Origin of the sequence: Mesorhizobium sp. M7A.F.Ca.CA.001.04.2.1 (assembly GCF_003998485.1) — a bacterium.
GTDB lineage: Bacteria > Pseudomonadota > Alphaproteobacteria > Rhizobiales > Rhizobiaceae > Mesorhizobium > Mesorhizobium ciceri.
Window position 1 is genome coordinate 45,196 of sequence record NZ_RZQT01000015.1, and the last position, 22,912, is coordinate 68,107.

At 62.6% G+C, this 22,912-nt stretch carries 23 protein-coding genes; 13 read left to right on the forward strand and 10 right to left on the reverse strand.

Features of this window, described 5'->3' with window-relative positions; genetic code table 11:
* A complete protein-coding gene (locus tag EN955_RS07500) occupies positions 1 to 1,950 on the reverse strand; it encodes a PrkA family serine protein kinase (protein WP_013529362.1) in 1,950 nt (649 codons plus the stop codon).
* Between the two features lie 242 nt (positions 1,951 to 2,192).
* Between EN955_RS07500 and EN955_RS07505 the strand changes: the two genes are divergently transcribed.
* Both EN955_RS07505 and EN955_RS07510 read left to right on the forward strand, forming a co-directional pair.
* Positions 2,193 to 2,990, forward strand: a complete 798-nt coding sequence (locus EN955_RS07505; RefSeq protein ID WP_245265338.1) for an alpha/beta hydrolase — start codon at positions 2,193 to 2,195, stop codon at positions 2,988 to 2,990.
* Positions 2,991 to 3,068: 78 nt separating this feature from the next.
* Positions 3,069 to 4,622: an acetolactate synthase large subunit gene (locus tag EN955_RS07510; protein ID WP_024503739.1), complete on the forward strand. Its 1,554-nt coding sequence runs from the start codon at positions 3,069 to 3,071 to the stop codon at positions 4,620 to 4,622.
* A 15-nt stretch (positions 4,623 to 4,637) separates the two neighbouring features.
* Here EN955_RS07510 and EN955_RS07515 read toward each other — a convergent pair whose 3' ends face one another.
* Entirely contained in the window at positions 4,638 to 4,940 is a 303-nt protein-coding gene (locus EN955_RS07515; RefSeq protein WP_013529365.1) for a BolA family transcriptional regulator, read from the reverse strand.
* A 181-nt stretch (positions 4,941 to 5,121) separates the two neighbouring features.
* Between EN955_RS07515 and EN955_RS07520 the strand changes: the two genes are divergently transcribed.
* From EN955_RS07520 to EN955_RS07535, 4 genes are all read left to right on the forward strand, one after another.
* Positions 5,122 to 5,751: a J domain-containing protein gene (locus EN955_RS07520; protein ID WP_013529366.1), complete on the forward strand. Its 630-nt coding sequence runs from the start codon at positions 5,122 to 5,124 to the stop codon at positions 5,749 to 5,751.
* Positions 5,752 to 5,874: 123 nt separating this feature from the next.
* The gene (cobS, locus tag EN955_RS07525; RefSeq protein ID WP_013529367.1) at positions 5,875 to 6,861 is read left to right on the forward strand and encodes a cobaltochelatase subunit CobS; all 987 of its coding nucleotides are present in this window, start codon (positions 5,875 to 5,877) and stop codon (positions 6,859 to 6,861) included.
* An 11-nt stretch (positions 6,862 to 6,872) separates the two neighbouring features.
* Positions 6,873 to 8,774 (forward strand): cobaltochelatase subunit CobT, encoded by a 1,902-nt coding sequence (gene cobT, locus EN955_RS07530; protein WP_013529369.1) that lies wholly within the window; start codon positions 6,873 to 6,875, stop codon positions 8,772 to 8,774.
* Positions 8,771 to 9,799 carry an esterase-like activity of phytase family protein gene (locus EN955_RS07535; RefSeq protein ID WP_024503741.1) on the forward strand — a complete coding sequence of 343 codons (1,029 nt, stop codon included), beginning with the start codon at positions 8,771 to 8,773 and terminating at the stop codon, positions 9,797 to 9,799. The genes cobT and EN955_RS07535 overlap by 4 nt, the downstream gene beginning before the upstream one ends.
* 10 nt (positions 9,800 to 9,809) lie before the next feature.
* Here the strand turns inward: EN955_RS07535 and EN955_RS07540 are convergent, their stop codons facing one another.
* The 3 genes from EN955_RS07540 to rpmB all read right to left on the reverse strand — a co-directional run bounded on the left by EN955_RS07540 (position 9,810) and on the right by rpmB (position 11,702).
* Positions 9,810 to 10,481 carry a hypothetical protein gene (locus EN955_RS07540; protein WP_024503742.1) on the reverse strand — a complete coding sequence of 224 codons (672 nt, stop codon included), beginning with the start codon at positions 10,479 to 10,481 and terminating at the stop codon, positions 9,810 to 9,812.
* Positions 10,482 to 10,540: 59 nt separating this feature from the next.
* Complete coding sequence (locus EN955_RS07545) at positions 10,541 to 11,221, reverse strand: queuosine precursor transporter (protein WP_024503743.1); 681 nt, start codon at positions 11,219 to 11,221, stop codon at positions 10,541 to 10,543.
* A 184-nt stretch (positions 11,222 to 11,405) separates the two neighbouring features.
* Complete coding sequence (gene rpmB / locus EN955_RS07550; protein WP_013529373.1) at positions 11,406 to 11,702, reverse strand: 50S ribosomal protein L28; 297 nt, start codon at positions 11,700 to 11,702, stop codon at positions 11,406 to 11,408.
* A 258-nt stretch (positions 11,703 to 11,960) separates the two neighbouring features.
* On the opposite strand from rpmB, the gene EN955_RS07555 reads away from it, so the two are divergent.
* From EN955_RS07555 to EN955_RS07565, 3 genes are read left to right on the forward strand one after another with little or no spacing between them, the layout of a single operon-like run.
* Positions 11,961 to 12,749, forward strand: a complete 789-nt coding sequence (locus tag EN955_RS07555; protein WP_013529374.1) for a DUF3108 domain-containing protein — start codon at positions 11,961 to 11,963, stop codon at positions 12,747 to 12,749.
* Positions 12,750 to 12,783: 34 nt separating this feature from the next.
* A complete protein-coding gene (locus EN955_RS07560) occupies positions 12,784 to 13,695 on the forward strand; it encodes an EamA family transporter (RefSeq protein ID WP_024503744.1) in 912 nt (303 codons plus the stop codon).
* Complete coding sequence (locus EN955_RS07565) at positions 13,692 to 14,378, forward strand: lysoplasmalogenase (protein WP_024503745.1); 687 nt, start codon at positions 13,692 to 13,694, stop codon at positions 14,376 to 14,378. The genes EN955_RS07560 and EN955_RS07565 overlap by 4 nt, the downstream gene beginning before the upstream one ends.
* Before the next feature lies 1 nt (position 14,379).
* Here EN955_RS07565 and EN955_RS07570 read toward each other — a convergent pair whose 3' ends face one another.
* Complete coding sequence (locus EN955_RS07570; protein ID WP_024503746.1) at positions 14,380 to 14,808, reverse strand: cupin domain-containing protein; 429 nt, start codon at positions 14,806 to 14,808, stop codon at positions 14,380 to 14,382.
* A 22-nt stretch (positions 14,809 to 14,830) separates the two neighbouring features.
* Positions 14,831 to 15,598: a hydroxyacylglutathione hydrolase gene (gene gloB / locus EN955_RS07575; RefSeq protein WP_013529378.1), complete on the reverse strand. Its 768-nt coding sequence runs from the start codon at positions 15,596 to 15,598 to the stop codon at positions 14,831 to 14,833.
* Between the two features lie 137 nt (positions 15,599 to 15,735).
* Between gloB and EN955_RS07580 the strand changes: the two genes are divergently transcribed.
* The 3 genes from EN955_RS07580 (at position 15,736) to EN955_RS07590 (ending at position 19,364) form a co-directional block, all read left to right on the forward strand.
* A complete protein-coding gene (locus EN955_RS07580; RefSeq protein WP_013529379.1) occupies positions 15,736 to 16,518 on the forward strand; it encodes a methyltransferase domain-containing protein in 783 nt (260 codons plus the stop codon).
* 132 nt (positions 16,519 to 16,650) lie between these two features.
* Positions 16,651 to 18,477, forward strand: coding sequence for an ABC transporter ATP-binding protein/permease (locus EN955_RS07585; protein ID WP_024503747.1), 1,827 nt, complete (start codon positions 16,651 to 16,653; stop codon positions 18,475 to 18,477).
* An 83-nt stretch (positions 18,478 to 18,560) separates the two neighbouring features.
* On the forward strand, positions 18,561 to 19,364 hold the full coding sequence (locus EN955_RS07590; RefSeq protein ID WP_024503748.1) for a DUF1194 domain-containing protein: 804 nt from the start codon (positions 18,561 to 18,563) through the stop codon (positions 19,362 to 19,364).
* Positions 19,365 to 19,435: 71 nt separating this feature from the next.
* Here the strand turns inward: EN955_RS07590 and EN955_RS07595 are convergent, their stop codons facing one another.
* The gene (locus tag EN955_RS07595) at positions 19,436 to 20,368 is read right to left on the reverse strand and encodes a glycosyltransferase family 2 protein (protein ID WP_024503749.1); all 933 of its coding nucleotides are present in this window, start codon (positions 20,366 to 20,368) and stop codon (positions 19,436 to 19,438) included.
* 369 nt (positions 20,369 to 20,737) lie between these two features.
* Between EN955_RS07595 and EN955_RS07600 the strand changes: the two genes are divergently transcribed.
* Positions 20,738 to 21,088 carry a DUF1330 domain-containing protein gene (locus EN955_RS07600; RefSeq protein WP_024503750.1) on the forward strand — a complete coding sequence of 117 codons (351 nt, stop codon included), beginning with the start codon at positions 20,738 to 20,740 and terminating at the stop codon, positions 21,086 to 21,088.
* A gap of 30 nt (positions 21,089 to 21,118) precedes the next feature.
* Here the strand turns inward: EN955_RS07600 and EN955_RS07605 are convergent, their stop codons facing one another.
* Positions 21,119 to 22,111 carry a glycosyltransferase gene (locus tag EN955_RS07605; protein WP_024503751.1) on the reverse strand — a complete coding sequence of 331 codons (993 nt, stop codon included), beginning with the start codon at positions 22,109 to 22,111 and terminating at the stop codon, positions 21,119 to 21,121.
* A 159-nt stretch (positions 22,112 to 22,270) separates the two neighbouring features.
* Positions 22,271 to 22,885: a methionine biosynthesis protein MetW gene (gene metW / locus EN955_RS07610; RefSeq protein ID WP_013529385.1), complete on the reverse strand. Its 615-nt coding sequence runs from the start codon at positions 22,883 to 22,885 to the stop codon at positions 22,271 to 22,273.
* Positions 22,886 to 22,912 lie beyond the last annotated feature (27 nt).

Below are 22,912 nucleotides of genomic sequence, written 5' to 3' on the forward strand. Positions count from 1 at the left end.
CTAACCCGCCCTGTTCACCCGCATGTACCAGTCCACAAGGCGACGCACCTGCCGCTCGGTGTAGCCGCGCTCGACCATCCGCTGCACGAATTCATTGTGCCGCTTTTCCGTGACACTGTCCTGCTTGGAGCCGAAACTGATCACCGGCAGGAGGTCCTCGACCTGGCCGAACATGCGTTTTTCGATGACTTCCCGCAGCTTTTCGTAACTTGTCCACGCCGGGTTGCGGCCATGGTTTCTTGCACGGGCGCGCAGGGTGAATTTCACCACCTCATTGCGGAAGTCCTTGGGATTGGCGATGCCGGCCGGTTTTTCGACCTGTGAAAGCTCGTTGTCCAAAACCTCGCGGTTGAGGATCTGGCCTGTGTCGGGATCCTTGTAGTCCTGGTCTTCGATCCAGGCGTCGGCATAGGCGATGTAGCGGTCGAAAAGGTTCTGGCCGTACTCGCTGTAGGATTCCAGATAGGCTTTCTGGATCTCATGGCCGATGAATTCGGCATACCGCGCGGCCAGCTCGGACTTGATGAACTCCAGATAGGCGGCTTCCGTCTCCTTCGGAAACTGTTCGCGCTTGATTGCCTCCTCCAGGATGTACATGAGATGCACGGGGTCGGCGGCCACCTCTTCGGTGTCGTAGTTGAAGGTCTGCGACAGGATCTTGAAGGCGAAGCGCGTGCTGACGCCTGCCATGCCCTCATCTACGCCGGCGGCGTCCCGATATTCCTGAACCGACTTTGCCTTGGGGTCGACTTCCTTGAGGTTCTCGCCATCATAGGCGCGCATCTTGGTGTAGAGCGGCGAATTGTCGTGCTCGGCCAAGCGGGTCGAGACGGTAAACCGGCTGAGGATGTCCAGCACCTCTGGAGCGCAGGGACTGGCGGCCAACTCGCTCTCCCGCAGCAGTTTCTCGTAGATCTGCCGCTCTTCGGTTATCCGCAGGCAATACGGCACCTTGACGACAAGGATGCGATCGAGAAAAGCCTCATTGTTCTTGTTGTTCTTGAACTGCAGCCATTCCGACTCGTTGGAATGGGCCACGATGATCCCCTGGTAGGGAAAGGCGCCGAAATTTTCGGTGCCGTTGTAGCTGCCTTCCTGGGTGGCGGTCAGCAGCGGATGCAGGACCTTGATAGGCGCCTTGAACATTTCGACGAATTCAAGCAGGCCCTGGGTGGTCCGGTTCAGTCCGCCACTATAGGAATAGGCGTCCGGATCGGATTGGCTGAAGTTTTCCAATTGCCGGATGTCGACCTTGCCGACCAGGGCCGAAACGTCCTGATTGTTCTCGTCGCCGGGCTCGGTCTTGGCGATGCCGATCTGGCGCAGTCGCGACGGCATCAGCTTGACGACGCTGAACTTGGAAATGTCGCCGGAAAGTTCGTCGAGCCGCTTGGCCGCCCATGGCGAAATGAGCCCGTTCAAGCGGCGCCGTGCAATGCCGTATTTATCCTCCAGCAGGTCGCCCATGCGATCGGGATGGAAAAGGCCAAGCGGCGATTCGAAAACCGGGCTGACCTGGTTGCCGACCTTCAGCGTGTAGATCGGACGCTGTTCCATCAACTTCTTCAGCCGCTCGGCAAGGGAGGATTTGCCGCCGCCCACCGGGCCGAGCAAATAGAGGATTTGCTTGCGCTCCTCGAGCCCCTGGGACGCATAGCGAAAATAGCCGGCGATGCGCTCGATTGTATCCTCCATGCCGTAGAAATCGGCGAAGGAGGGGTACACTTTCAGGGTCCGGTTGGAGAAAATGCGGCCGAGCCGCTCATCCTTGCTGGTGTCGACCAGGTTCGGCTCGCCGATCGCCTCGACCATCCGTTCAGGCGCCGAGGCATACATCGACTTGTCCTCGCGGCAGGCAAGGAGATATTGCTGGATGCTGATCTCTTCCTGCGCCGCGTTGGTGTAAATTTCCGAAAAGAGATCGAAGACGTCAGACTGGTTCTCTCGCATGATGCTTTTGCCCTCGGAGCCGCTGTGGCTTCCATTCGGCTCGTCTCGCATTCAACTGCCGGGGGGCACCGTTTGTTCCCTTCATGTGAAGAGGTGGCCGCGATCTTAAGGATTGAGGCTACTCCGCGAGACCAAAGCGCTCGTTGCGGAGCCGTATTCAGCGCGGGTAGCGGGTGTGTTGCGAACCCCTGACTGGACGGCTGGGGCGGCCGCGTGCAGTCTTGCCTTGCCAGGAGACAATGATGATCGATCGACGAAGCCTGATCATGGCCTCCATGGCGGCGATGCTGCCGTTGGAAGCGTCGGCCGCGTGGAAAACACGCCGGCCCACGCCAGAAACCTTCGACTACGGGCCGGCCAAGCTCGACATCTACGCGCCCGATGGTGCAATCGGCCTGCCGGTCGTGTTTTTCGTTCATGGCGGCACCTGGCAGTTTGGCAAACGCAGTCAGGTGGACGCCAAACCGGCCTTCCTGCTCGCCAACGGCTTCTGCTTCGTCTCCATCGATTACCGCATGCTGCCGCAGGCCAATGTCGCCACCCAGGCTGGTGACGTCGAAAAGGCCTATGCTTACATCAGGGCCAACATCGCCCGGCATGGCGGCGATCCCAACCGCATCGTCGGCATGGGCCATTCGGCCGGCTGCCATCTGGTTGCGCTGACCGGCATGCGCGGCGGATTGCCGGGCATAGCCGCGCTCATCCTCGACGACACCAGGGCCTATGATCTTGCAGCACTTGCCAAGAATGGCGGTATGGTCCGGGCCTATGCCCGCGTCTTTTCCGATCCCGCGCAATGGGCGGCACTTTCGCCGGCCAGCTATGTCGATGGCCGCAAGCACCCGCCGACTTTCATCGCCTATTCGCGGGGCATCGGGCCGGAGCGAGGACTCCAAGGCCTTTGCCGAGCGCCTGCGCTCGACGGGCACCAAGGTTACGCTGTTCGACGGCAGCGCCTATACGTACGGCGACGCGCTGACCGCGGCCGCGCTGGCATTCCTGAAATCGACGGTTGGCTGATCTTTACGGCACTGGATTAGATCAAAAGTAGCGGCAGGACATTGCTGCAGGTGCTCGCGGGTGCAACTGCTCTGCGATCTTGAGCGGGAGGGAATTGCATGAACGGCGCCGATGTCCTGTGTGACGTGCTTCTGGCCAATGATGTGACGGTCTGCTTCGCCAATCCCGGCACCTCCGAAATGCACTTCGTTGCAGCGCTTGACCGCAAGCCGAAAATGCGTTGCGTGCTCGGGCTGTTCGAAGGCGTGGTGACGGGTGCCGCCGATGGCTATGCGCGGATGACCGATCGGCCGGCCGCGACGCTGCTGCATACCGGTCCCGGCCTGGCCAATGGGCTCGCCAACATGCACAATGCCCGGCGTGCCTTCAGCCCGATGATCAACATCGTCGGCGACCACGCCTCTTACCATCTGCCGCTCGATGCCCCACTCACCAGCGATATCGAGAGCCTTGCGGCGCCGATGTCCAACTGGGTCGGCCGCGTCAAGGGTCCGGCCGATGTCGTGCCGGCAGCTGAAGCGGCCTTTCGCGCCTCGCTGACACCACCCGGCGTCGCGACCCTGATCCTGCCGGCGGATGCCGCCTGGGGCGAAGTCGACGCCGTTTTGCCCGGCAAGGTGACGTTGGCGCCGACGCCGGCCGTCGATATGGACGCGGTACGCAAGATCGCCGCGGCGATCCGTGCCGCTCCGGGGCGGGCCGGCATGATCGTTCGCGGAAAGGCCGCGCGCGCCGATGCGCTCGCCATCGCCGGGCAGATCTCGACGGGCAGCGACGTCCGGCTGTTCGGCGAGGTTCTGATCGCACGGATGCAACGCGGGCGCGGGCGTGTCGCGCCGACCCGCATCCCCTATCCGGTCGATGCGGCGATGGCTGTGCTGAGCGACGTCGATGTTCTGATCCTGGTCGGCGCAAAGGAGCCGGTTGCCTTCTTCGCCTATCCGGGAAAACCGGGACGGCTTGTCCGGGAAGGCTGCGAGGTGCTGACATTGGCCGCCCATGGCGACGATCTGCATGCGGCGCTGGAGGCGCTTCGCGACGAACTTGGCATCAAGCCGTCGCAACACAAGGTGCTGGCGGCCGCTTTTCCCGACGAGGCAACGCCGAACGGCAAGCTGACGGAAGATGCCGTCGCACTTTCGGTGGCGCGCAAACTGCCGGCCGATGCGATCGTCTGCGATGAAGCGGTCACCTCGGCCAGGCGTTTCTTCGCGCTGTCGGCCTTTGCCGCGCCGCACGACTACATGATGGGCACGGGCGGATCGATCGGTGGCGGCATCCCGATGGCGACCGGGGCGGCAATCGCCTGTCCCGACCGCAAGGTGGTCAATCTCGAAGCCGACGGCAGCGGCATGTACACGGTGCAGGGATTGTGGACGCAGGCGCGGGAAAAGCTCGACGTGGTGACGATCGTGTTTTCCAACCGAACCTATGCGATCCTGCATGGCGAGATGAAGAATGTCGGCGTCGGCGCCATCGGCGAGAACGCCAGGCGCATGCTCGACCTCGACCATCCCTCGCTAGACTGGGTGTCGCTGGCCAAAGGCATGGGCGTGGAGGCGGCTCGCGCCGATACGTGCGAGCGCTTCGACGCGTTGCTGGACAGTGCGCTGTCACGGCGCGGGCCGTTCCTCATCGAAGCGGTGCTCTGAGCGCGGGGAAGCGACCTACCAGCGGGTCTTTTCGCCGGGAGCCGCGGGTTCGATCGCCAGCGCATGCACGCCGGCCTTCAGTTCGTCGGCAAGCAGTTCGTTGACGGCGCGGTGACGGTCGATGCGGCTCATGCCGGCAAAGGCGGAAGCGACGACGCGGACGCGAAAATGCGTCTCGCCGGTGCCGTCGTAAGTGCCGTGATGGTCGGAGCCGTGATGGTGGTGGCCGGCATGGAGATGGCTCTCGTTGATGATAACCAGCCTGTCCGGCGAAAATGCCTTGTTGAGCTTGTCTTCCATGGTCGCCTGTATGGACATCGCCATCTCCCTTCACCACATATCGTTGGCGTCTCGGCCTGGAAACCGAAAATCGGTTTCGCGAGGGGCCGCCGCCGCGCAACAAAATCCGCCATTCGCCTGCTTTATGCCGCGATTCAGCGGTTAGGGCGATGATCGCGAAAATGTCAATTCTTGTTTCGCATCTGCGAACGCCCCATAAATGGGTAAGATGAAGCCGTACCCCAAATATTTCGAGAAGATTCGCGTCCGCCCCGACAAGGACGCGGAGCTGAAGTCGCACTCGCCGATCTGCCAGTGGGACGGCTGCAAGGAAGCGGGCACCCATCGTGCGCCGGTCGGGCGCATGAAGGAGGGTGAGTATTTCCACTTCTGCTTCGATCATGTGCGCGAGTACAACAAGGGCTTCAACTACTTTTCCGGCGTACCGGACACCGAGGTCGCGCGCTTCCAGAAGGAAGCCATGACCGGGCACCGGCCGACCTGGAAGATGGGCGCCAACGGGGCCTCGACCCGGTCGTCGCCCGATATGGCCCAGATGCGTTCCGGCCGCGCCGGCTATTATAACCGCATGCGCGACCCGTTCGACCTGTTCAAGGGACCCAAGGATCCGCGCGAGGCGCGCGAGCGCAAGGCCAAGCCGCTTGAGGCCAAGGCGCTGGAAACGCTTGGTCTTGATACAAAGGCGACTGGCAAGGAGATCAAGGCGCGCTATAAGGAACTGGTGAAACTACACCATCCGGATGCGAATGGTGGCGACAGAGGTTCGGAAGACCGGTTCCGCGATGTGCTGCAAGCCTATCGCGTGCTCAAACAGGCGGGCCTGTGCTGAGCGACCATACGGTTCGTGTCGTTTTCCAACTTTCATAAGGTTGGAAAAGGCTTTAAGACCGCCCCCGGACAAAATCGATTGCCGGCGAAATCAGACGTTTCGCCCGTGGAGACGTTGAGAGATATGAACAAGGTCGATCGCGACATCGCCAACCTGCCCGACACGACGGTGTCGGTGAAGGAGAAATTCGGCTTCGAATCCAAGATGGTGGTGCCGGCCTATTCGGTGACATCGGAGCATGTGCCCGACATCGACCCGGACTATCTGTTCGACAAGAACACGACGATGGCGATCCTTGCGGGCTTTGCCTACAACCGCCGCGTCATGGTGTCGGGCTATCACGGTACCGGCAAGTCGACCCATATCGAACAGGTCGCCGCCCGCCTCAACTGGCCCTGCGTGCGCGTCAACCTCGACAGCCATGTCAGCCGTATCGATCTCGTCGGCAAGGACGCGATCGTGGTCAAGGACGGCTTGCAGATCACCGAATTCCGCGACGGCATCCTGCCCTGGGCCTACCAGCACAATGTCGCGCTGTGCTTCGACGAGTATGATGCCGGCCGTCCGGATGTGATGTTCGTCATCCAGCGCGTGCTGGAATCGTCAGGCCGGCTGACGCTGCTCGACCAGAGCCGGGTCATTCGCCCGCATCCGGCCTTCCGGCTGTTCTCGACCGCAAACACGGTCGGCCTTGGCGACACCACCGGCCTCTATCACGGCACCCAGCAGATCAACCAGGCGCAGATGGACCGCTGGTCGATCGTCACCACGCTGAACTATTTGCCGCACGACAACGAAGTCGCCATCGTGCTGGCCAAGGCCAAGCACTATCGCGACGGCAAGGGCAAAGACATCGTCAACAAGATGGTGCGCGTCGCCGACATGACGCGCTCGGCCTTCATCAACGGCGATCTGTCGACCGTGATGAGCCCGCGCACCGTGATCACCTGGGCCGAGAATGCCGAGATATTCGGCAATATCGGCATGGCGTTCCGGCTGACCTTCCTCAACAAGTGCGACGAACTGGAGCGCTCGGTGGTGGCCGAGTTCTATCAGCGCGCCTTCGGCGAGGATTTGCCCGAGAGCGCCGCCAACGTGGTCCTGGGGTAAGCACAGTCTCAATGGCGGGGCCGGGCGACAACACGCGCAACAAGTCGAAGACGGGGTCTGAAGCCGACAGCTTCAAGCGTGCCGTCACCGTCTGCATGCGCGCCATTGCCGGCGACAAGGAACTGGAAGTCGGTTTCGCCAAGGACCGGCCGGCGCTCGCCGGCAGCCGTGCGCGTCTGCCCGAATTGCCGAAGAAGGCGTCGAAGACCGATATTGCGATCACCCGCGGCCTCGGCGATTCCATGGCGCTGAAGCGCGCCTGCCACGATGTGCGCATCCACACCAAGCTGGCGCCGGAAGGCAAGGCGGCCCGCGCCATCTATGACGCGGTCGAGCAGGCCCGCGTCGAGGCGATCGGCTCACGCGCCATGCAGGGCGTCGCCGACAATATCGGCTCGATGCTGGAGGACAAATACGCCAAGGCCAACCTCGTCGACATCAAGGACAAGGCAGACGCGCCGATCGAGGAAGCTCTTGCCCTGATGGTGCGCGAGAAGCTGACCGGCCGTCCGGTCCCGAAAAGCGGCGAGCGGCTGGTCGAGCTCTGGCGCCCCTGGGTCGAGGAGAAGGCCAAGGCCGACCTCGACGGATTGTCGGCCAAGCTCGGCGACCAGCAGGCGTTCGCCCGGGTCGTGCGAGAGATGCTCGCCTCCATGGAGATGGCCGAGGAACTCGGCGACGACCAGGAGACGGAAGATTCCGAGGACAATGACGACAACCAGCCGCAAGGCGAGGAGCAGAGCGAGGAGGGCGGCGAAGAGGATTCCGGCTCCGAGCAGTCGCAGTCCGAGGATGCCGAAGCTTCGGCCGATGACGAGCAGTCGGCCGAGACGGAAGCCTCCGACGCCACCGCCGACGATTTGTCCGACGATGACGACGCCGATGCCGAAACACCCGGCGAAGCGCGCCGCAACGACAATCCCTTCACCAATCTGCCGAAAGAGATCGACTACAAGGTCTTCACCACCGCTTTCGACGAGACGGTCGGCGCCGAGGAGCTGTGCGAAGAAGAAGAACTCGACCGGCTGCGTGCCTTCCTCGACAAGCAGCTGGCCAATCTGTCCGGCGTCGTCGGGCGGTTAGCCAACCGCCTGCAGCGCCGGCTGATGGCGCAGCAGAACCGCTCCTGGGATTTCGACCTGGAAGAGGGTTATCTCGACCCGGCAAGGCTGGTGCGGGTCGTCATCGACCCGATGCAGCCGCTGTCGTTCAAGCAGGAGCGCGACACCAAATTTCGCGACACGGTGGTGACGCTGGTGCTCGACAATTCCGGCTCGATGCGCGGCCGGCCGATCACGGTTGCGGCAACCTGCGCCGACATCTTGGCGCGCACGCTGGAGCGCTGCGGCGTCTCGGTCGAGATCCTCGGCTTCACCACGCGGGCGTGGAAGGGCGGGCAGGCGCGCGAGAAATGGCTGAAGGACGGCAAGCCGCCGAACCCAGGCCGGCTCAACGATCTGCGCCACATCATCTACAAATCGGCCGACCATCCGTGGCGGCGGGCACGGCGCAATCTCGGCCTGATGATGCGCGAAGGCCTGCTCAAGGAAAATATCGACGGCGAGGCGCTGCTGTGGGCGCATAACCGGCTGATCGCCCGGCCCGAGCAGCGCAAGATCCTGATGATGATCTCGGACGGCGCGCCGGTCGACGATTCGACGCTGTCGGTCAATCCGGGCAATTATCTCGAACGCCATCTGCGCGCCGTCATCGAGCTGATCGAGACGCGTTCGCCGGTGGAACTCTTGGCCATCGGCATCGGCCACGATGTCACGCGCTACTACCGCCGCGCCGTCACCATCGTCGATGCCGAGGAGCTGGCTGGCGCCATGACCGAGCAGCTGGCTTCGCTGTTTGCCGAGGAAAGCGCGAAGGATACGCGGCGCGGCGGTGGTATGCGGCGCGCCGGATGATCTCCAGGCGCGGCGGCTTTCAGCAGACGCTTTTCGCCGCCATCGCCCTGCTTTCCGGTGTGGCTTCGGCGGCAGCCGGTTCGCCCGACTCTGGTTCTATCGAACCGGTCGAAATCTCGGCCCGCCCGATCACCGAATTTCACATTGGCCGTGCCGACAAGCAATTCGGCCCTTTCGAATTCGTCGGCGGGCTGGAGATGACCTCGCCGACACGCGATTTCGGCGCGCTGTCGGCCTTCCGCTTCCTGAAGGCCGGCGGTGACTTCATCGGCGTTGCCGACACCGGCTTCTGGTTCTTCGGCACGGTGGTCCGCGACGCGGAAAAGCGGCCCTCCGGCATCCAGAATTTCCGCATGCAGCAGATGGTCGACGAGACCGGCCGGCCGATCGACAGGAAATGGGAGGTCGATGCGGAAGGCCTCGCGGTCAAGGACGGCATTGCCACCGTCGGTTTCGAGCGCAGCCACCGCGTCGCCCAGTTCAAGATCGACCCCAACGACATGAAGGCGTCGTTCAAGCCGCTGGATTTCGTCGTTCCGGCCCAGGAGCTGCGCCAGAATCGCGGCTTCGAGACCGTCACCCACGCCAATGCCAACGGTCAGCATGAGGGCGGCCTGGTCGTGGTCTCCGAAAAGAGCCTCGACAAAACCGGCAACATCTATGCCGCCATCATCGAAGGGCCGCACAAGGGCGTCTTTACTGTCAAGCGCAACGGCGATTTCGACATCACCGACGGGGCCTTCCTGCCGGATGGCGATCTGCTGCTTCTGGAGCGCAGTTTCTCGATGGCGAGGGGCGTCAAGATGCGGCTGCGGCGCATCTATGGCGAAAGCGTCGAGAAGGGCGCGGTCGCCGACGGGCCGGTGCTGCTGGAGGCCGACATGGGCTACCAGATCGACAATATGGAAGGGCTCGACGTCTGGACCCGCGACGACGGCGCGCTGATGGTGTCGCTGATCTCCGACGACAACCACTCGATCCTGCAGCGCAACCTCTATCTGGAATTCATCCTGCACCAGGATTGAGCCGCCGGCTTTACGTCTTGGTGGCGATCCAGATGATATGGCGCGCGCCGCGCTTGCCGTTGGCGCGCGTACTGACCTCTTCGACCCCGAAGCCTGCCTGCTTCAGCCGCCGCGTGAAGCCGTTGTCGGGACCTTGCGACCACACCGCCAGCACGCCGCCCGGCTTGAGGGCGCTGCGTGCGGCTGCGAGGCCCTGCAGGCTGTAGAGCGCGTCGTTGGATTTGTGGACGATGCCTTCCGGGCCGTTGTCGACATCGAGCAGGATGGCGTCCCAGGCCGCGGGCTGCGAGCGTATCAGCTGCCCGACATCGGTCTCCTGAATGGTGACGCGCGGATCGTCGAGACAGCCGCCAAAGATTTCGGCCATCGGACCGCGCGCCCAGGCGACAACGGCCGGCACCAGTTCAGCGATGACGATTCCGGCATCATTGGCCAATTCTGCAAGCGCGGCGCGCAAGGTAAAACCCATGCCAAGCCCACCGATCAGGATTGTTGGCTGGCTATGGCCGGCAATCCGCCCGCAGGACAGTTTTGCCAGCGCTTCCTCGGAACCGCTGAGGCGGCTGTTCATGAGCTCGTTGGTGCCCAGCATGATCGAGAATTCGGTGCCGCGCCGCTTGAGGCGAAGTTCTTGTCCGCCGTCTGGGGTCTTCGCTGAATCGAGCTGGATCCACGGGATCATGATCTTTGTCCGACCAGGATCTTTTCCGAAAACGGGGTCCCACTTTTCGGGATCATGGTTTAAGCCGCAACCGCGGGCTGGCTCCAGCGGGCAGCGAGCAACCGGTAGGGTATGAGTGCGACGACGGCGATGATCAGTTTCACCGAGAGATCACCAAGCGCCCAGGAGATCCAGCGCATCGCCTCGACATGGAAGACGCCCATCAAGGGTGCGTTTTCCAACGCAAAGCCGTCGTTTGGTCCGGCGAAGGCAAAGGCAGCCGAGAAAGCGACGGTGAAGAACACGGCGGTGTCGAACACCGACCCGACCAGCGTGCCGATGATCGGCGCCCGCCACCAGCTCTGCCGGCGCAGCCGGTTGAACACGGTGACATCGAGCAGTTGCGCGGAAAGGAACGCCGCTCCGGACGCGGCCGCGATACGCACCAGCCGGTCGGCGGCGGTCTCGAATTCGATCAGGCCGTGACGGAACAGGAAGGGCGGGACAAGGATCGAGCAGATCACCGCTGTCATGAAGCCGACAAGGACGATCCGGCGCGCCACAGTGGGTCCGTAGCGGCGGTTGGCGAGGTCGGTGACCAGGAACGAGAAGGGATAGGTGAAGGCCCCCCAAGTCAGAAGGTCGGCCAGCGAGAGGCCCCCGATCTGGCCCTGCATCGGGAATTGCACGAGAATGTTCGATGCCACGACGACAAGCGCCATGGCGGCCACGAAGGGCAAATACCGCGAGAAGGAAGTCATTTTTTTATCCTGGGTAATGGAACCAGCCAAGCATCATGCCCATGCGGGCGATGCTCGCCTTCGTATGTGGGCACCGGATTGCCAAAACCTTGCGGCTTCGATCCGATGCCCCAAGGCCAACAAGATGTTGGCCAGAGGCCAACAAGATGTTGGCCAGGGCGGTCGTCCCCCGCCTTTGAACTGTTTAAGCGGCAGCCTGCTCGGCGGTCTTCTTGGCGATCTGCTTCTTCAGCAGACGGGCGCGCTGCGACAATTCCTTGACGTCGGCCTTGGCCAGGAAGGCGTCGAGACCGCCGCGATGTTCGACCGAACGCAGTGCGTTGGCCGAAATGCGCAGGCGCACATTCTGGTTCAGCGCTTCCGAAATCAGCGTCACATTGACGAGGTTCGGCAGGAAGCGACGCTTGGTCTTGTTGTTGGCGTGGCTCACATTGTTGCCGGACATGACTGCCTTGGCAGTGAGTTCGCAGGTGCGGGACATTGTTCTAACCTTCAGTTCTCGGGGTCTGCCAAACACTCAAGCCCACGCCGGGTGGCGCGCGGTTCTGGTCAGGCGGCCTTATGGAAAAAGTTGGCGTTCCATAGTTGCATTTCGCCGAGGCGTCAAGCTCCTGCATTGCCCACGGCGCGCCCGGCATTTTCATATTAAGGCCGGAATTCATCCTATAAGCGGTCTCATAGGGACATGCCAGACCGGAGTTGCCCGCCTCCGGCCGAAAATCAAGGACCCGATCCCGCCATGCTTCGTTCGTCACATGCCTTTGCCGCCATGCTTGCCGCAGCCTTGCCGTCCGCCGCGTCTGCTGCCTCGCCGCAGTCGTTCAAGGGCGAGTATACGGTGTCGTTCCTTGGACTTTCGATAGCGAAATCAACGTTTTCCAGCCGTTATGAGAACGGCGCCTACGCGATCGAAGGCAGCGTCAGCGCGGCAGGGTTGGCAAAACTGTTCGACGACACGCGTGGCACGATCTCGTCCAAAGGCACGATTGCGGGCAAGAGGATGGTGCCGCAGGCATTCCGCGCCGATTACACCTCCGGCAAGAAGGCATCGGTGGTCGACATCCGCTTTGCCAATGGCAGGGTCACCTCGACGCAGGTCGTCCCGGCGCCGGGCAAGCGCGACCCCAAGAGTTGGGTGCCGCTCGGTGCCGGCGACCTGGCATCGGTGCTCGATCCGATGGCTGCCACCGTCATCCATGCCGACAGCCTCGACCAGGTCTGCGGCCGCACAGTAAAGTTCTACGACGGCGAGATGCGCGCCGATCTGACGCTGACCTACGCTTCGAAGGGCACGATCTCGGTGCCGGGCTACAAGGGCGACACGGTTACCTGCCGGATGGGCTTCGCGCCGGTGGCTGGCTATCGCAAGGGCCGCAAGGCGCTCAACTATCTCAAGAACAAAAGCCGCATGATGGTGACGTTTGCACCGCTCGGCCAAACCGGCGTATATGCGCCGATCCATGCCACGGTGGGCACGCAGATCGGCACCCTGACCATCAGCGCCGGACGTTTCGAAGCGGTACAATAGCCAGGCGCAGAATTGGCGCGCCACTGGAGACAGAATGGGGCGCGCAACACTGATCGGCTTTTCGGCGGTCGCCATGTGGGCGCTGCTCGCACTGCTCACCGATGCGTCGGGCCAGGTGCCGCCGTTCCTCTTGTCGGCGATCACCTTCTCGATTGGCACCGGTGTCGGGCTGGTCGCGCGGCTGTTCATGCCGGCACCCGACAAGAGCCAGAGGATACCGCCGCAGGTGTGGCTGATCGGCATTGCCGGGCTGTTCGGCTACCACTTTTTCTATTTCACCGCGCTGCGCAATGCGCCGGCTGTGGAGGCGAGCCTGATCGCCTATCTATGGCCTTTGCTGATCGTGCTCGGCTCGGCGCTGATGCCGGGCGAAAAACTGGCCTGGAACCATGTCGTCGGCGCGCTGCTCGGCCTTGCCGGCACCGTGCTGATCGTCACCAAGGGCGGGGGCCTCGCCTTCGACGCCCGTTACGCCTTCGGCTATGCGATGGCCGCCGTTTGTGCCGTGCTGTGGTCGTCCTATTCGCTGTTGTCGCGGCGCTTCCCGTCGGTGCCGACCAGCATCGTCACCTGGTTCTGCGCGGCGACCGCGGTGTTGTCGCTCGCCTGCCACCTGGCGCTGGAACAGACGGTTCTGCCTGACGGTGCCGGCCAGTGGCTGGCCGTGCTCGGCCTTGGCCTGATGCCGGTGGGGGCGGCCTTCTATGCCTGGGACATCGGCGTCAAGCGCGGCAATATCCAGGTGCTGGGTGCTGCAAGCTACGCCGCACCGCTGTTGTCGACGCTGGTGCTGATCGCGGCCGGCGTCGCCGAGCCGTCGCTGCGCATCCTCGCCGCCTGCGTGCTCATCACCGGCGGGGCCGCACTTGCAGCGAAGTCGCTGTTTCTGCGCAAACCGGCGGCTGAGAGCGGAGCCAGGGCATCCCAAAGCGGAGCCGGGGCATGACGATGCCGTTTGCCGGCGGCATCGACGCAAATGCCAATGCGACACTGATCTTTTCGCTGGCGGCGGCGGTGATCTACGCCTTTACGCTTGGCATGCCACCAACGCTCGCCCGCTCGGCGGCAAAGACGCTCGCCGTGGCGATGCTTGCCGTGCTGGCCGGGCTGCAGGGCGGCCCACTGCTGCTGGCCGCCGCGCTCGCCCTCAGCGCCGTTGGCGACGCATTCCTGTCGCGCGACGGTGAAAAGGCCTTCCTCGGCGGGCTGGCCAGTTTTCTTGTCGCCCACATCGTCTATGTCGCGCTGTTCCTGCGCAGCGGTGGCGGGTTGGGGGTGCTTGGCGCCGAGTCGTGGCGCGGAGCGATCGCGCTCGCCATGGCGGTGTTTGCGGCCGTCATGCTGGCGGCGCTGTGGCGGCGCGTCGGTCCCGGCCTGCGTATCCCGATCGCCGTCTATGTCGCTGCGATCCTGGCAATGGGTATCTCGGCGCTGACCACCAGCAACGTCTCCGTGATCGGCGGCGCGCTGTTGTTCATGGCATCCGACGGGCTGCTCGCCACGGAGAAATTCCTGGTGGCCGCCATCTCGCCGCACCGCGCCTGGATGCGCTTCGCCGTCTGGGCGCTGTACTACGCCGCCCAACTCGCGATCACGCTTGGGTCCCTGCTATATCCGGGCTCTTATTGAGCTACGGTTGTTTCGGCTGCCAGCCGGGTGCTGCCAGTTCGAAGGCGGCAAACTCGAAGCCCGGCGCGACGGTGCAGCCGACCAGCGTCCATTCGCCGAGGCTGCGCGCCGATTGCCACCGGCCCGCCGGCACGACGATCTGCGGCCGCTCACCGGCTGCGAGATCGATTCCAAGCACCTGCTCCACAACGGTGCTGCCTTCTTCCCACATTGCCAGTGCCAGCGGGGCGCCGGCATGGAAATGCCAGACCTCGGCGGCGTCCTTGACCCGGTGCCAGGCCGAAACCTGATGCTCCTCAAGCAGGAAATAAATGGCGGTCGAATGGCCGCGCGCGCCGCCAGTGCCATCGCGAAAGGTCTCGGCATACCAGCCGCCTTCCGGATGCGGCTTCAGCCCGAGCGTCGCGATGATTTCGGCGGAGCTGGTCATGGCGTCGACGATATCACGGGCTCTAGAAGTTGTCCTTGCGCTTGCGGATTTCGGCAAAGACCTCGGCGTCGGAAGCCTTCTCCAGCCCAAGATGCTTGCGGATCGCCGGGTCGTGCCAGCGCAGGAAGGGATTGGTCGACAGTTCCTCGCCGATCGTCGTCGGCAGCGTCGGCTTGTTCTCGGCGCGCAGCTTTTCGATCCTGGCGGCGCGTTCCTTCAATGCTGAATTGGACGGATCGACGGTCAGCGCGAAACGGGCGTTGGAGAGCGTGTATTCGTGGCCGCAATAGATGGCCGTTTCAGCTGGAAGTGCAGCCAGCTTCTTCAGCGAATCATACATTACCGGCGGCTTGCATTCGAACAGCCGCCCACAACCCAGCGCAAACAGCGTGTCGGCGGTGAACGCCACGCTCGAGGCCGGCAAATAATAGGAAACGTGGCCGGCAGTGTGGCCGGGGGTGGCGATGACTTCGATCCTTTCATCGCCAAGATGGAGAACCGAGCCGTCTTCGACGGTCTCGTCTATGCCGGGGATCTTGGCCTTTTCGGCCTCTGGACCGACGATGCGCAGCTTGAAGCGCTCCTTGAGCGCCAGATTGGCCTCAACGTGATCCATGTGATGATGTGTGGTCAGGATCATCGTCGGCGTCCAGCCGGTGCGCTTTATCGCGGCCAAGATTGGCGCTTCCTCGGGCGCATCGATGATCGCGGTCTGGCCGCTTTTGGGGTCATGAACCAGCACGCCGAAATTGTCGCTGCGACACATGAACTGTTCGATTTCGACCGGCATCACATCTCTCCGTTATGGCCGCAGACATAGGGCGCTTGCGGGTCGATGTCATCCCGGATGTCGAATGACATTCCCGGAATGTCGGGTCGTCGCGGCCTTTTGTTGAAACCTGGCGACATCACGGCTACATCCCTGCCATGCATTCCGACATCGTCGATCTTCGCTCGTTCTATTCGACAACGCTCGGCCGGTTCGCCGAGCGTTCGATCACCATGGCGTTGTCGTCGATATGGGCGGCCGTTCCCAACGAGCGGCTGGTTGGTCTGGGCTACACCTTGCCGTGGCTGGAGCGGTTCGGCAGCGACGCCGAGCGGGTCTTCGCCTTCATGCCGGCAACGCAAGGCGCGGTGGTGTGGCCGGCGACGGGGCCGACGGCGACGGCACTGGTCTTCGACGAGGAACTGCCGCTGGTCGATTCCTGCATCGACCGCATGCTGCTCGTCCATTCGCTCGAACATGTCGAGAACCCGCGTGAGACGCTGAACGAGATCTGGCGCGTGCTGTCGCCGGCCGGCCGGGTGGTCATCGTCGTGCCCAACCGGCGCGGTGTCTGGGCGCGCTTCGAGCACACCCCATTCGGCAACGGCCGGCCCTTTTCGCGAGGCCAGCTTACGGAACTGCTGCGCGAGGCCAATTTCACGCCCGCCGCTTGGTCCGATGCGCTGTTCTTTCCGCCATCGCGGCGCCGTTTCATGATGCGCTTCCACAATGTACTGGAGCGCGCCGGCCGGCGGCTGTGGCCGATCTTTTCCGGGGTCATCGTGGTCGAGGCGCAGAAGCGGCTCTATCAAGGCGTGCCGGTGGCGCAGCGCGCATCGCGCCGCGTCTTCGTGCCGGTGCTGTCGCCGCATGGCGCCACCCGGCTTGGCCGTCACAAAGCGGATGCCAAGCCCTTGGCTGCGCGGGTGACGGCTTCGTGATCGCGGCAAGCGTGCCTGACGTCGTTTCCCTGCCTATCTGTCGCAAGCAGACCGACAGCCCATCCGGCAGCCCATACGAACGCCTGTCAAGTTTCTCCATCCGGTTGCAGCACTGACGCAAGGACCTCGGCCATGGCTGATCAACCGGACAATGCCGCCGCCGTCCAGCCGGTTGCCGTGGCGGTCGAGGCCAGCAGCCTGCACGATCAGGTGATGACGATCCGGCGGGCGCTTGCGGGATCGCCGGTTCGCAGATGGTTGCTGTGGACATCGGTCGGCATCATGGCCGTGATCATCGCAACGTCGATCGGCCAGGTTCTGCTCAACCGCTGGAACCAGCCTTTCTACGATGCGCTTGCCCGCCGCGACATGGCGGCCTTTTTGCACCAGCTCCTCGTCTTCGCGGCCATAGCCGGGGGACTTCTGGTGCTCAATATCGGCCAGACCTGGCTCAACCAGATGATCAGGCTCAAGCTGCGCGAGGCGCTGACGCTGGATCTGATCGATCAATGGATGCGGCCGGCGCGCGCCTTCCGTCTGGCCAATGCCGGCGCCATCGGCGTCAATCCCGACCAGCGCATGCAGCAGGACGCCGCGCATCTGTCCGATCTGTCAACCGATCTCGGCGTCGGCCTGCTGCAGTCGTGCATCCTGCTCGTGTCCTTCGTCGGCGTGCTGTGGGAGCTGTCCTCGGGCTTCGTGTTCCACATCGGCGGGACCTCGCTGGCCATACCGGGCTACATGGTCTGGGCCGCCATCCTTTACGCCGGCATCGCCTCCTGGCTGAGTTGGCTGGTCGGGCGGCCGCTCATCCGCCTGAACAGCGACCGCTATACACGCGAAGCCGAGCTGCGCTCCTCGATGGTGCGCGTCAACGAGAATGTCGATGCCATCGCGTTGTATCATGGCGAGGCCGACGCCAGGCGGCGGCTCGAACTCGATCTCGGCACGGTGCTGGGCGCCATGCGGCGCATCTACACCGCCCAGATCAACCTGTCCTGGGTGACCGACACCTATGGCTGGATCACCGTCGTGGCGCCCATACTGGTTGCTTCGCCTGTCTATTTCTCAGGTGATATCAGCTTTGGCGGGCTGATGATGGCGGTCGGCGCATTCAACCAGGTCCACTCCTCCTTGCGCTGGTTCATCAACAACATCGGCAGCATTGCCGATTGGCGCGCCACGCTGATGCGCGTGGCCGATTTCCGCATCGCGCTCGATGAAACCGATGCGTTGCACGACACCGAAAAGCGCATCGCCTTCGGCCAAAACGTCAGTGGCAGCCTGACTTTCGAGAAGCTCGAAGTGGCCTCGCCGGAGGGCTGCACCAGGCTCGCCGACCCGCATGTCGAAATCCGCCCCGGCGAGCGCGTCATGATCACCGGCGATCCCGGTGCGGGCAAGACGCTGTTCTTTCGTGCCATTGCCGGCCTGTGGCCATGGGGAAGCGGCCGGATCGGCCTGCCGGCGGGAGAAACCCCCATATTCGTGCCGCGCGTGCCTTATTTTCCAGTCGGCACATTGCGCGAAGTCCTCGATCACCCGAACGGCCCCGCGCCGGCGGACGATGCCGACATTTCGGCGGTGCTGGCCGAGGTCGGTCTGGGACGGCTATCCTCATCGCTCGACCGCGCCGGGCGTTGGGACCATGAGTTGGGCGATGACGAACAGCGCTCGCTGGCCTTCGCCAGGCTCGCGTTGCGGCAGCCGAAATGGGTGATCATCGACGAGGCGCTGGATGCATTCGACGGCCCATCGCTAAGACGCGTGCTGTCGATGCTCGAGAAGCGTTTGCCGGCGACAGCGATCCTCAACATCGGGCGCGGCCAGCACAACAACCACTTCTTCCCGCGCGCGTTGACGATCGTCAAGGATTCCGGTGCGCCAGCGCTGAAGCCCGCCCGCGTCAGAGCCGGCGCGATCGAACCGCCGCCAGTCGCCGCCCGCCGCAAGAAATGAGCTGATATCCGGACGGGGAAGCAAAGCTTTATTTTGCCGTGATCGCGAGGGAAGCTCTTCGGGAGAACAACCTCGTGACGGCCATGCTTGATGCTCTGCGCCTGCTTGCCTGTCTTGCCTGCGCCCAGGCTGCTCCCGCCGCCTCGCCGCGGGATGCGCTCGCCATCGACGTCGAGCTGGTGCTGGCAGTCGACATCTCGCTGTCGATGGACGAGAAGGAGTTCGCGCTGCAGCGCGCCGGTTATGTCGAGGCGCTGCGGCATCCCGACTTCATCAAGGCTGTCCGGGCCGGCGCCACGGGCCGCATAGCGCTGACCTATTTCGAGTGGGCCGGCACGGTGCGCGACGACGCGGTCATCGGCTGGCAGATCATCGATAGTGCCGAGAGCGCCAACAGCTTTGCCGACGAGGTCGCGGCGCGCCCGTTCCGCAGCTTTCGCGGCACTTCGATTTCCGGCGCGCTGGCCTTCGGTGCCGAGCTTTTCGACCGCACGTCTTTCCAGGGCGAACGTAGCGTCATCGACATTTCGGGCGACGGACCGAACAATATCGGGCCGCCAGTCACCGCGACGCGTGATGCGGCGACTGCCAAAGGCATCGTCGTCAACGGCCTGCCGATCCTGATCAGCCCGTCGCCCACCTTCAGCCATCTCGACCAGTATTACGCGCAGTGCGTGACCGGCGGGCCCGGTTCCTTCGTGCTGCCCATCTATGCCGCCGCGGAGTTTTCGACAGCCATCCGGCGCAAGCTGATCCTCGAAGTGAGCGGCATTCGGGACAAGGCGAGAATCACCCCCGTCGACGCGGCCAAGCCGATAGACTGCCTGCAGGGCGAACGGGACAGGCGGTTTTTATCGGATCCGTATTTTCCCGAACTTGACCGCTGAGCTCTCGATAGTGCGGTTCACGCAATCCGGAGGGAAAACCGTTCCACGATTTTCCTGGAGTTGCTCTGGGTTCAGGCGAGCCGGGCGCCACATTGGTTGCGAAACTCGTTGGAGAGATCGCGGCGCCAGCGTCGGCCATGGACATAGCCTTGCATCAATTCCGGCAGCGAGTAGCCAAGCGCTTTCGACGAACGGTTGGCCATATAGCCCTGGAATGCCTCCGGTATCCTGCCTCGCAGGATATCGGCGATGAGCTGCCGCGAGATCATGTAAGGCGGAATGTGCGGGTAGGCGTGGGCAATATGAGGATGTTTGCCCATCAGGTTCGCATAGGCCTCGACATAGCCGTCACGGCGGCCGGAAATCGAGTTCTCCGAATTGTATTTCGTCCAGTCGAGGTCCTCGGACAGTTGCGCACCGAAGCGCCGGGCAAGGCGCAGCAGCAATTCGCGATCCTGCATGCGGGTGATGTCGCTGTCGTAGCCGCCGATGGCCAGCAAGGCTTCACGGCGAGCAGTGATCGCGGAGCCGGCGATGAAGATGGTCTGCCCAACCAGCGTCCGCTCAAGCATTGCGGGGCTCACGAATGCCTCGGGGTTGGCGCAGTTTGTGATGCGATTGCCCTTCAGGGACACGAACGAACTGATCAGCACTTGCAGTGCAGGATTTTCATCGAACCAGGTCAGGGTTCGTTCAAGCCGGTGCGGCATGTAGATGTCGTCGGAATCGAGGAACGTCACCAACGGCGCCCGCGCCCGCTCGATGCCGGCATTCCTGGCGGCGTTGGCGCCTCGCCATTTCGCCCCGACATAGATTAGCCGCGGGTCCTGGATGCGGGCCAGCGCCGCTTCGGTCCCATCGGTCGAACCATCGTCGACGACAATGTGCTCAAACCTCGACATGCTCTGGGAGAATACGCTTTCCACGGCGCGCAACACTGTTTCGCGTCGGTTGTGGGTCGGCGTAATGACCGTGATGAGAGGTACTGGATCGATCCCGGCCATGTCTGTCAGCTGTTTCCTGCGCAGGGTTGCGCGTCTGTCCAGGACTTTTCGATTTTCAGAACGGTCGAATGGATTGGACTTCCCTTTCTCTACACCACATCACAGTCGGCGCGACGCTATAAAAAACGACTGCCCCTGTCACCCACCGTGCCGGTACTCAATCCAGGCGAGACAACGAATCCCCGCTCTTAGCGTTCCAATTGCAACAGCACCGCCGCACATAGCATTACGAATCACCATGGAAGCAACCCATCATGACAGATAGCATACATCTCATTACCTCAGACGTAATCGCTTAGCGCTCGGCCTTTGGTCAGATTGCCCATGCAGAGGCCGGCAACTCGGCTTCGATGACAAGGGAGTTCAGTCATGGCCGCTTACGCCGTCGCCCATATGCGCCAAGCCACAATGGGTCCGCAGATCGTCGAATATCTGCATAGGATAGATGCCACGCTGGAACCTTTCGGCGGCCGTTTTCTGGTCCATGGCGGCGATGTGGAGGCGATCGAGAAGGACTGGCCTGGCCATCTGATCATCATAGAATTTCCCGACAGGCAGCATGTGCATGGCTGGTACAATTCGCCGGCCTACCAAGCGATACTGGCGCTGCGCACGGACAATTCGGAGGCCGATGTGGTGTTCGTCGACGGCGTCGAACATCCGCACAAGGCCACGGATATTCTGGAGCAATCGCCGGATCAAGGATCAATTGGACGCTGAACTGCGGTTCAAGGAATGGCGGTACAGCGTCTAGCTATGCCCAACATAGTCTGGCACCGTTTCGATTTTGTCGCGAACCATGCCAGTTGCGAAACTGAACTGGCCCCAAAACGCCAAACCATAAAAAGCCTGACCGACAATCAAAGAAAAGGGAACCTGCCAAAGCGGCATCCCGGTTTCCCGGGCATGGCCTACGATCCGTCGTGTCGTGCGCCATGACATGGTGAGCCACCGGCTGAAGGACTTGACTATCCGTCGCGTGCGGCTCGGCGAATTGAGCGCAACGAACTTCCGGTCGGCGTCGCGACCTGTAACCAGGGCGCGCCAGTAAAAGAACCGCCAGCCCCGCGGCGAATAGTGATAAACGCGTGCGTTGACATTATGAATTTTGTGGCCCTCCCGCAGCAGTTCGCGCATCAGCAAAGTGCAGGAAACCTTGAAGCCGTTATGTTTTGGAAAAGGATGGCTGAGGATCCACTCGCGTCGAAACGCTACATTGTTGGCGTTGATCGCTCGCTTCGAGGCAAATCGACCGTCTCCACGGGCCATCGGGAAAAACCAGATCAACGCAAAGGTTCTTGAAAAGAAGTCGTCGTATGAAAGGTATGTATATCCGTTTGCGCAGATAACTTCAGAGTTTTCAAAGGGTTCAAGCAGTCCTGATAGCCATCCTGGTTCCGCGACCACGTCGGAATCCAGAAAGATGACGATATCTCCATCCGATGCCAGCATACCGTTGTTCTTCAGGTCGTAATATCGGCCACCAGGGAAAGCTGTGAAGACGAGTTCGGCAACCTGACCGAGCTGCGGGGCCTCATTCGAAATCTCACGACGCAACGCCTCTTTGTCCGACTCTGCTCCGCCGTGAGAGATGACGATCCTTGGTCGCGCTGAACCGGTTGCTGAAACCGATGAGATTTCCCGAGCCAAGGCCTTCATCCCAACGCCGATCTCGTCCCAGTCGATCGACTTTGCATTCTCCATTTCGACGACGAGTGAATAAGTTGCGCGTTCTTCGACCATTTTTGCCCCCCCGAGCCGTCAGTGTGGCTATAGCCGCACTAGCCCGCTGTCAAACAGTCGACGCCATTTACACTGGTTCGCGATCGTCATACAGGGCGACTTTGCTCGGCGGCAAACACACTGTTGCTTGGCGAGTCGGGTCTTTGATCGGTGCGGAAATTACCGTTTCAGCAAGAACACTGCCTGCTGGCCGAAGAAATTCCAGAACCACCACGGCATCGACAAGCCGATCTTCTGGCCGGCGGCGTCGAGGGCGGTTGCCTTCTCGACTGTCGCGCCGAGTTCGTCGCACAGATTGACGAAATCGCGGATGGTGCAGAAGTGGATGTTGGGCGTGTCGTACCAGGAATAGGGCAGGTCCTTGGTCACCGGCATGCGGCCGTTGAGGAACAGCGACAGGCGCACACGCCAATGGCCGAAATTGGGGAAGGAGACGATGGCGCGGTTGCCGATCCTGAGCAGTTCGTCCAGCACCAGCTTGGGGTTGCGGGTGGCCTGCAGCGTCTGCGACAGGACGACGAAGTCAAAGCCCTTGTCGGGATAGAATTCGAGATCCTTGTCGGCATCGCCCTGGATGACCGAGAGGCCGCGCGCCACACATTCGTTGACGCCGCGCTGCGACAGCTCGAGTCCACGGCCGTCGACTTGCTTGGTGTCCTGTAGCAGTTCGAGCAGCGAGCCGTCGCCCGAGCCGACATCGAGCACGCGCGACTGTGGCGGGATGAGGTTGGCGACGACTTCGAGGTCGACGCGCTGGTCGCGGTTGACGCTCATGGCTTCGCCTCCCGCCTGGCGCGTGAT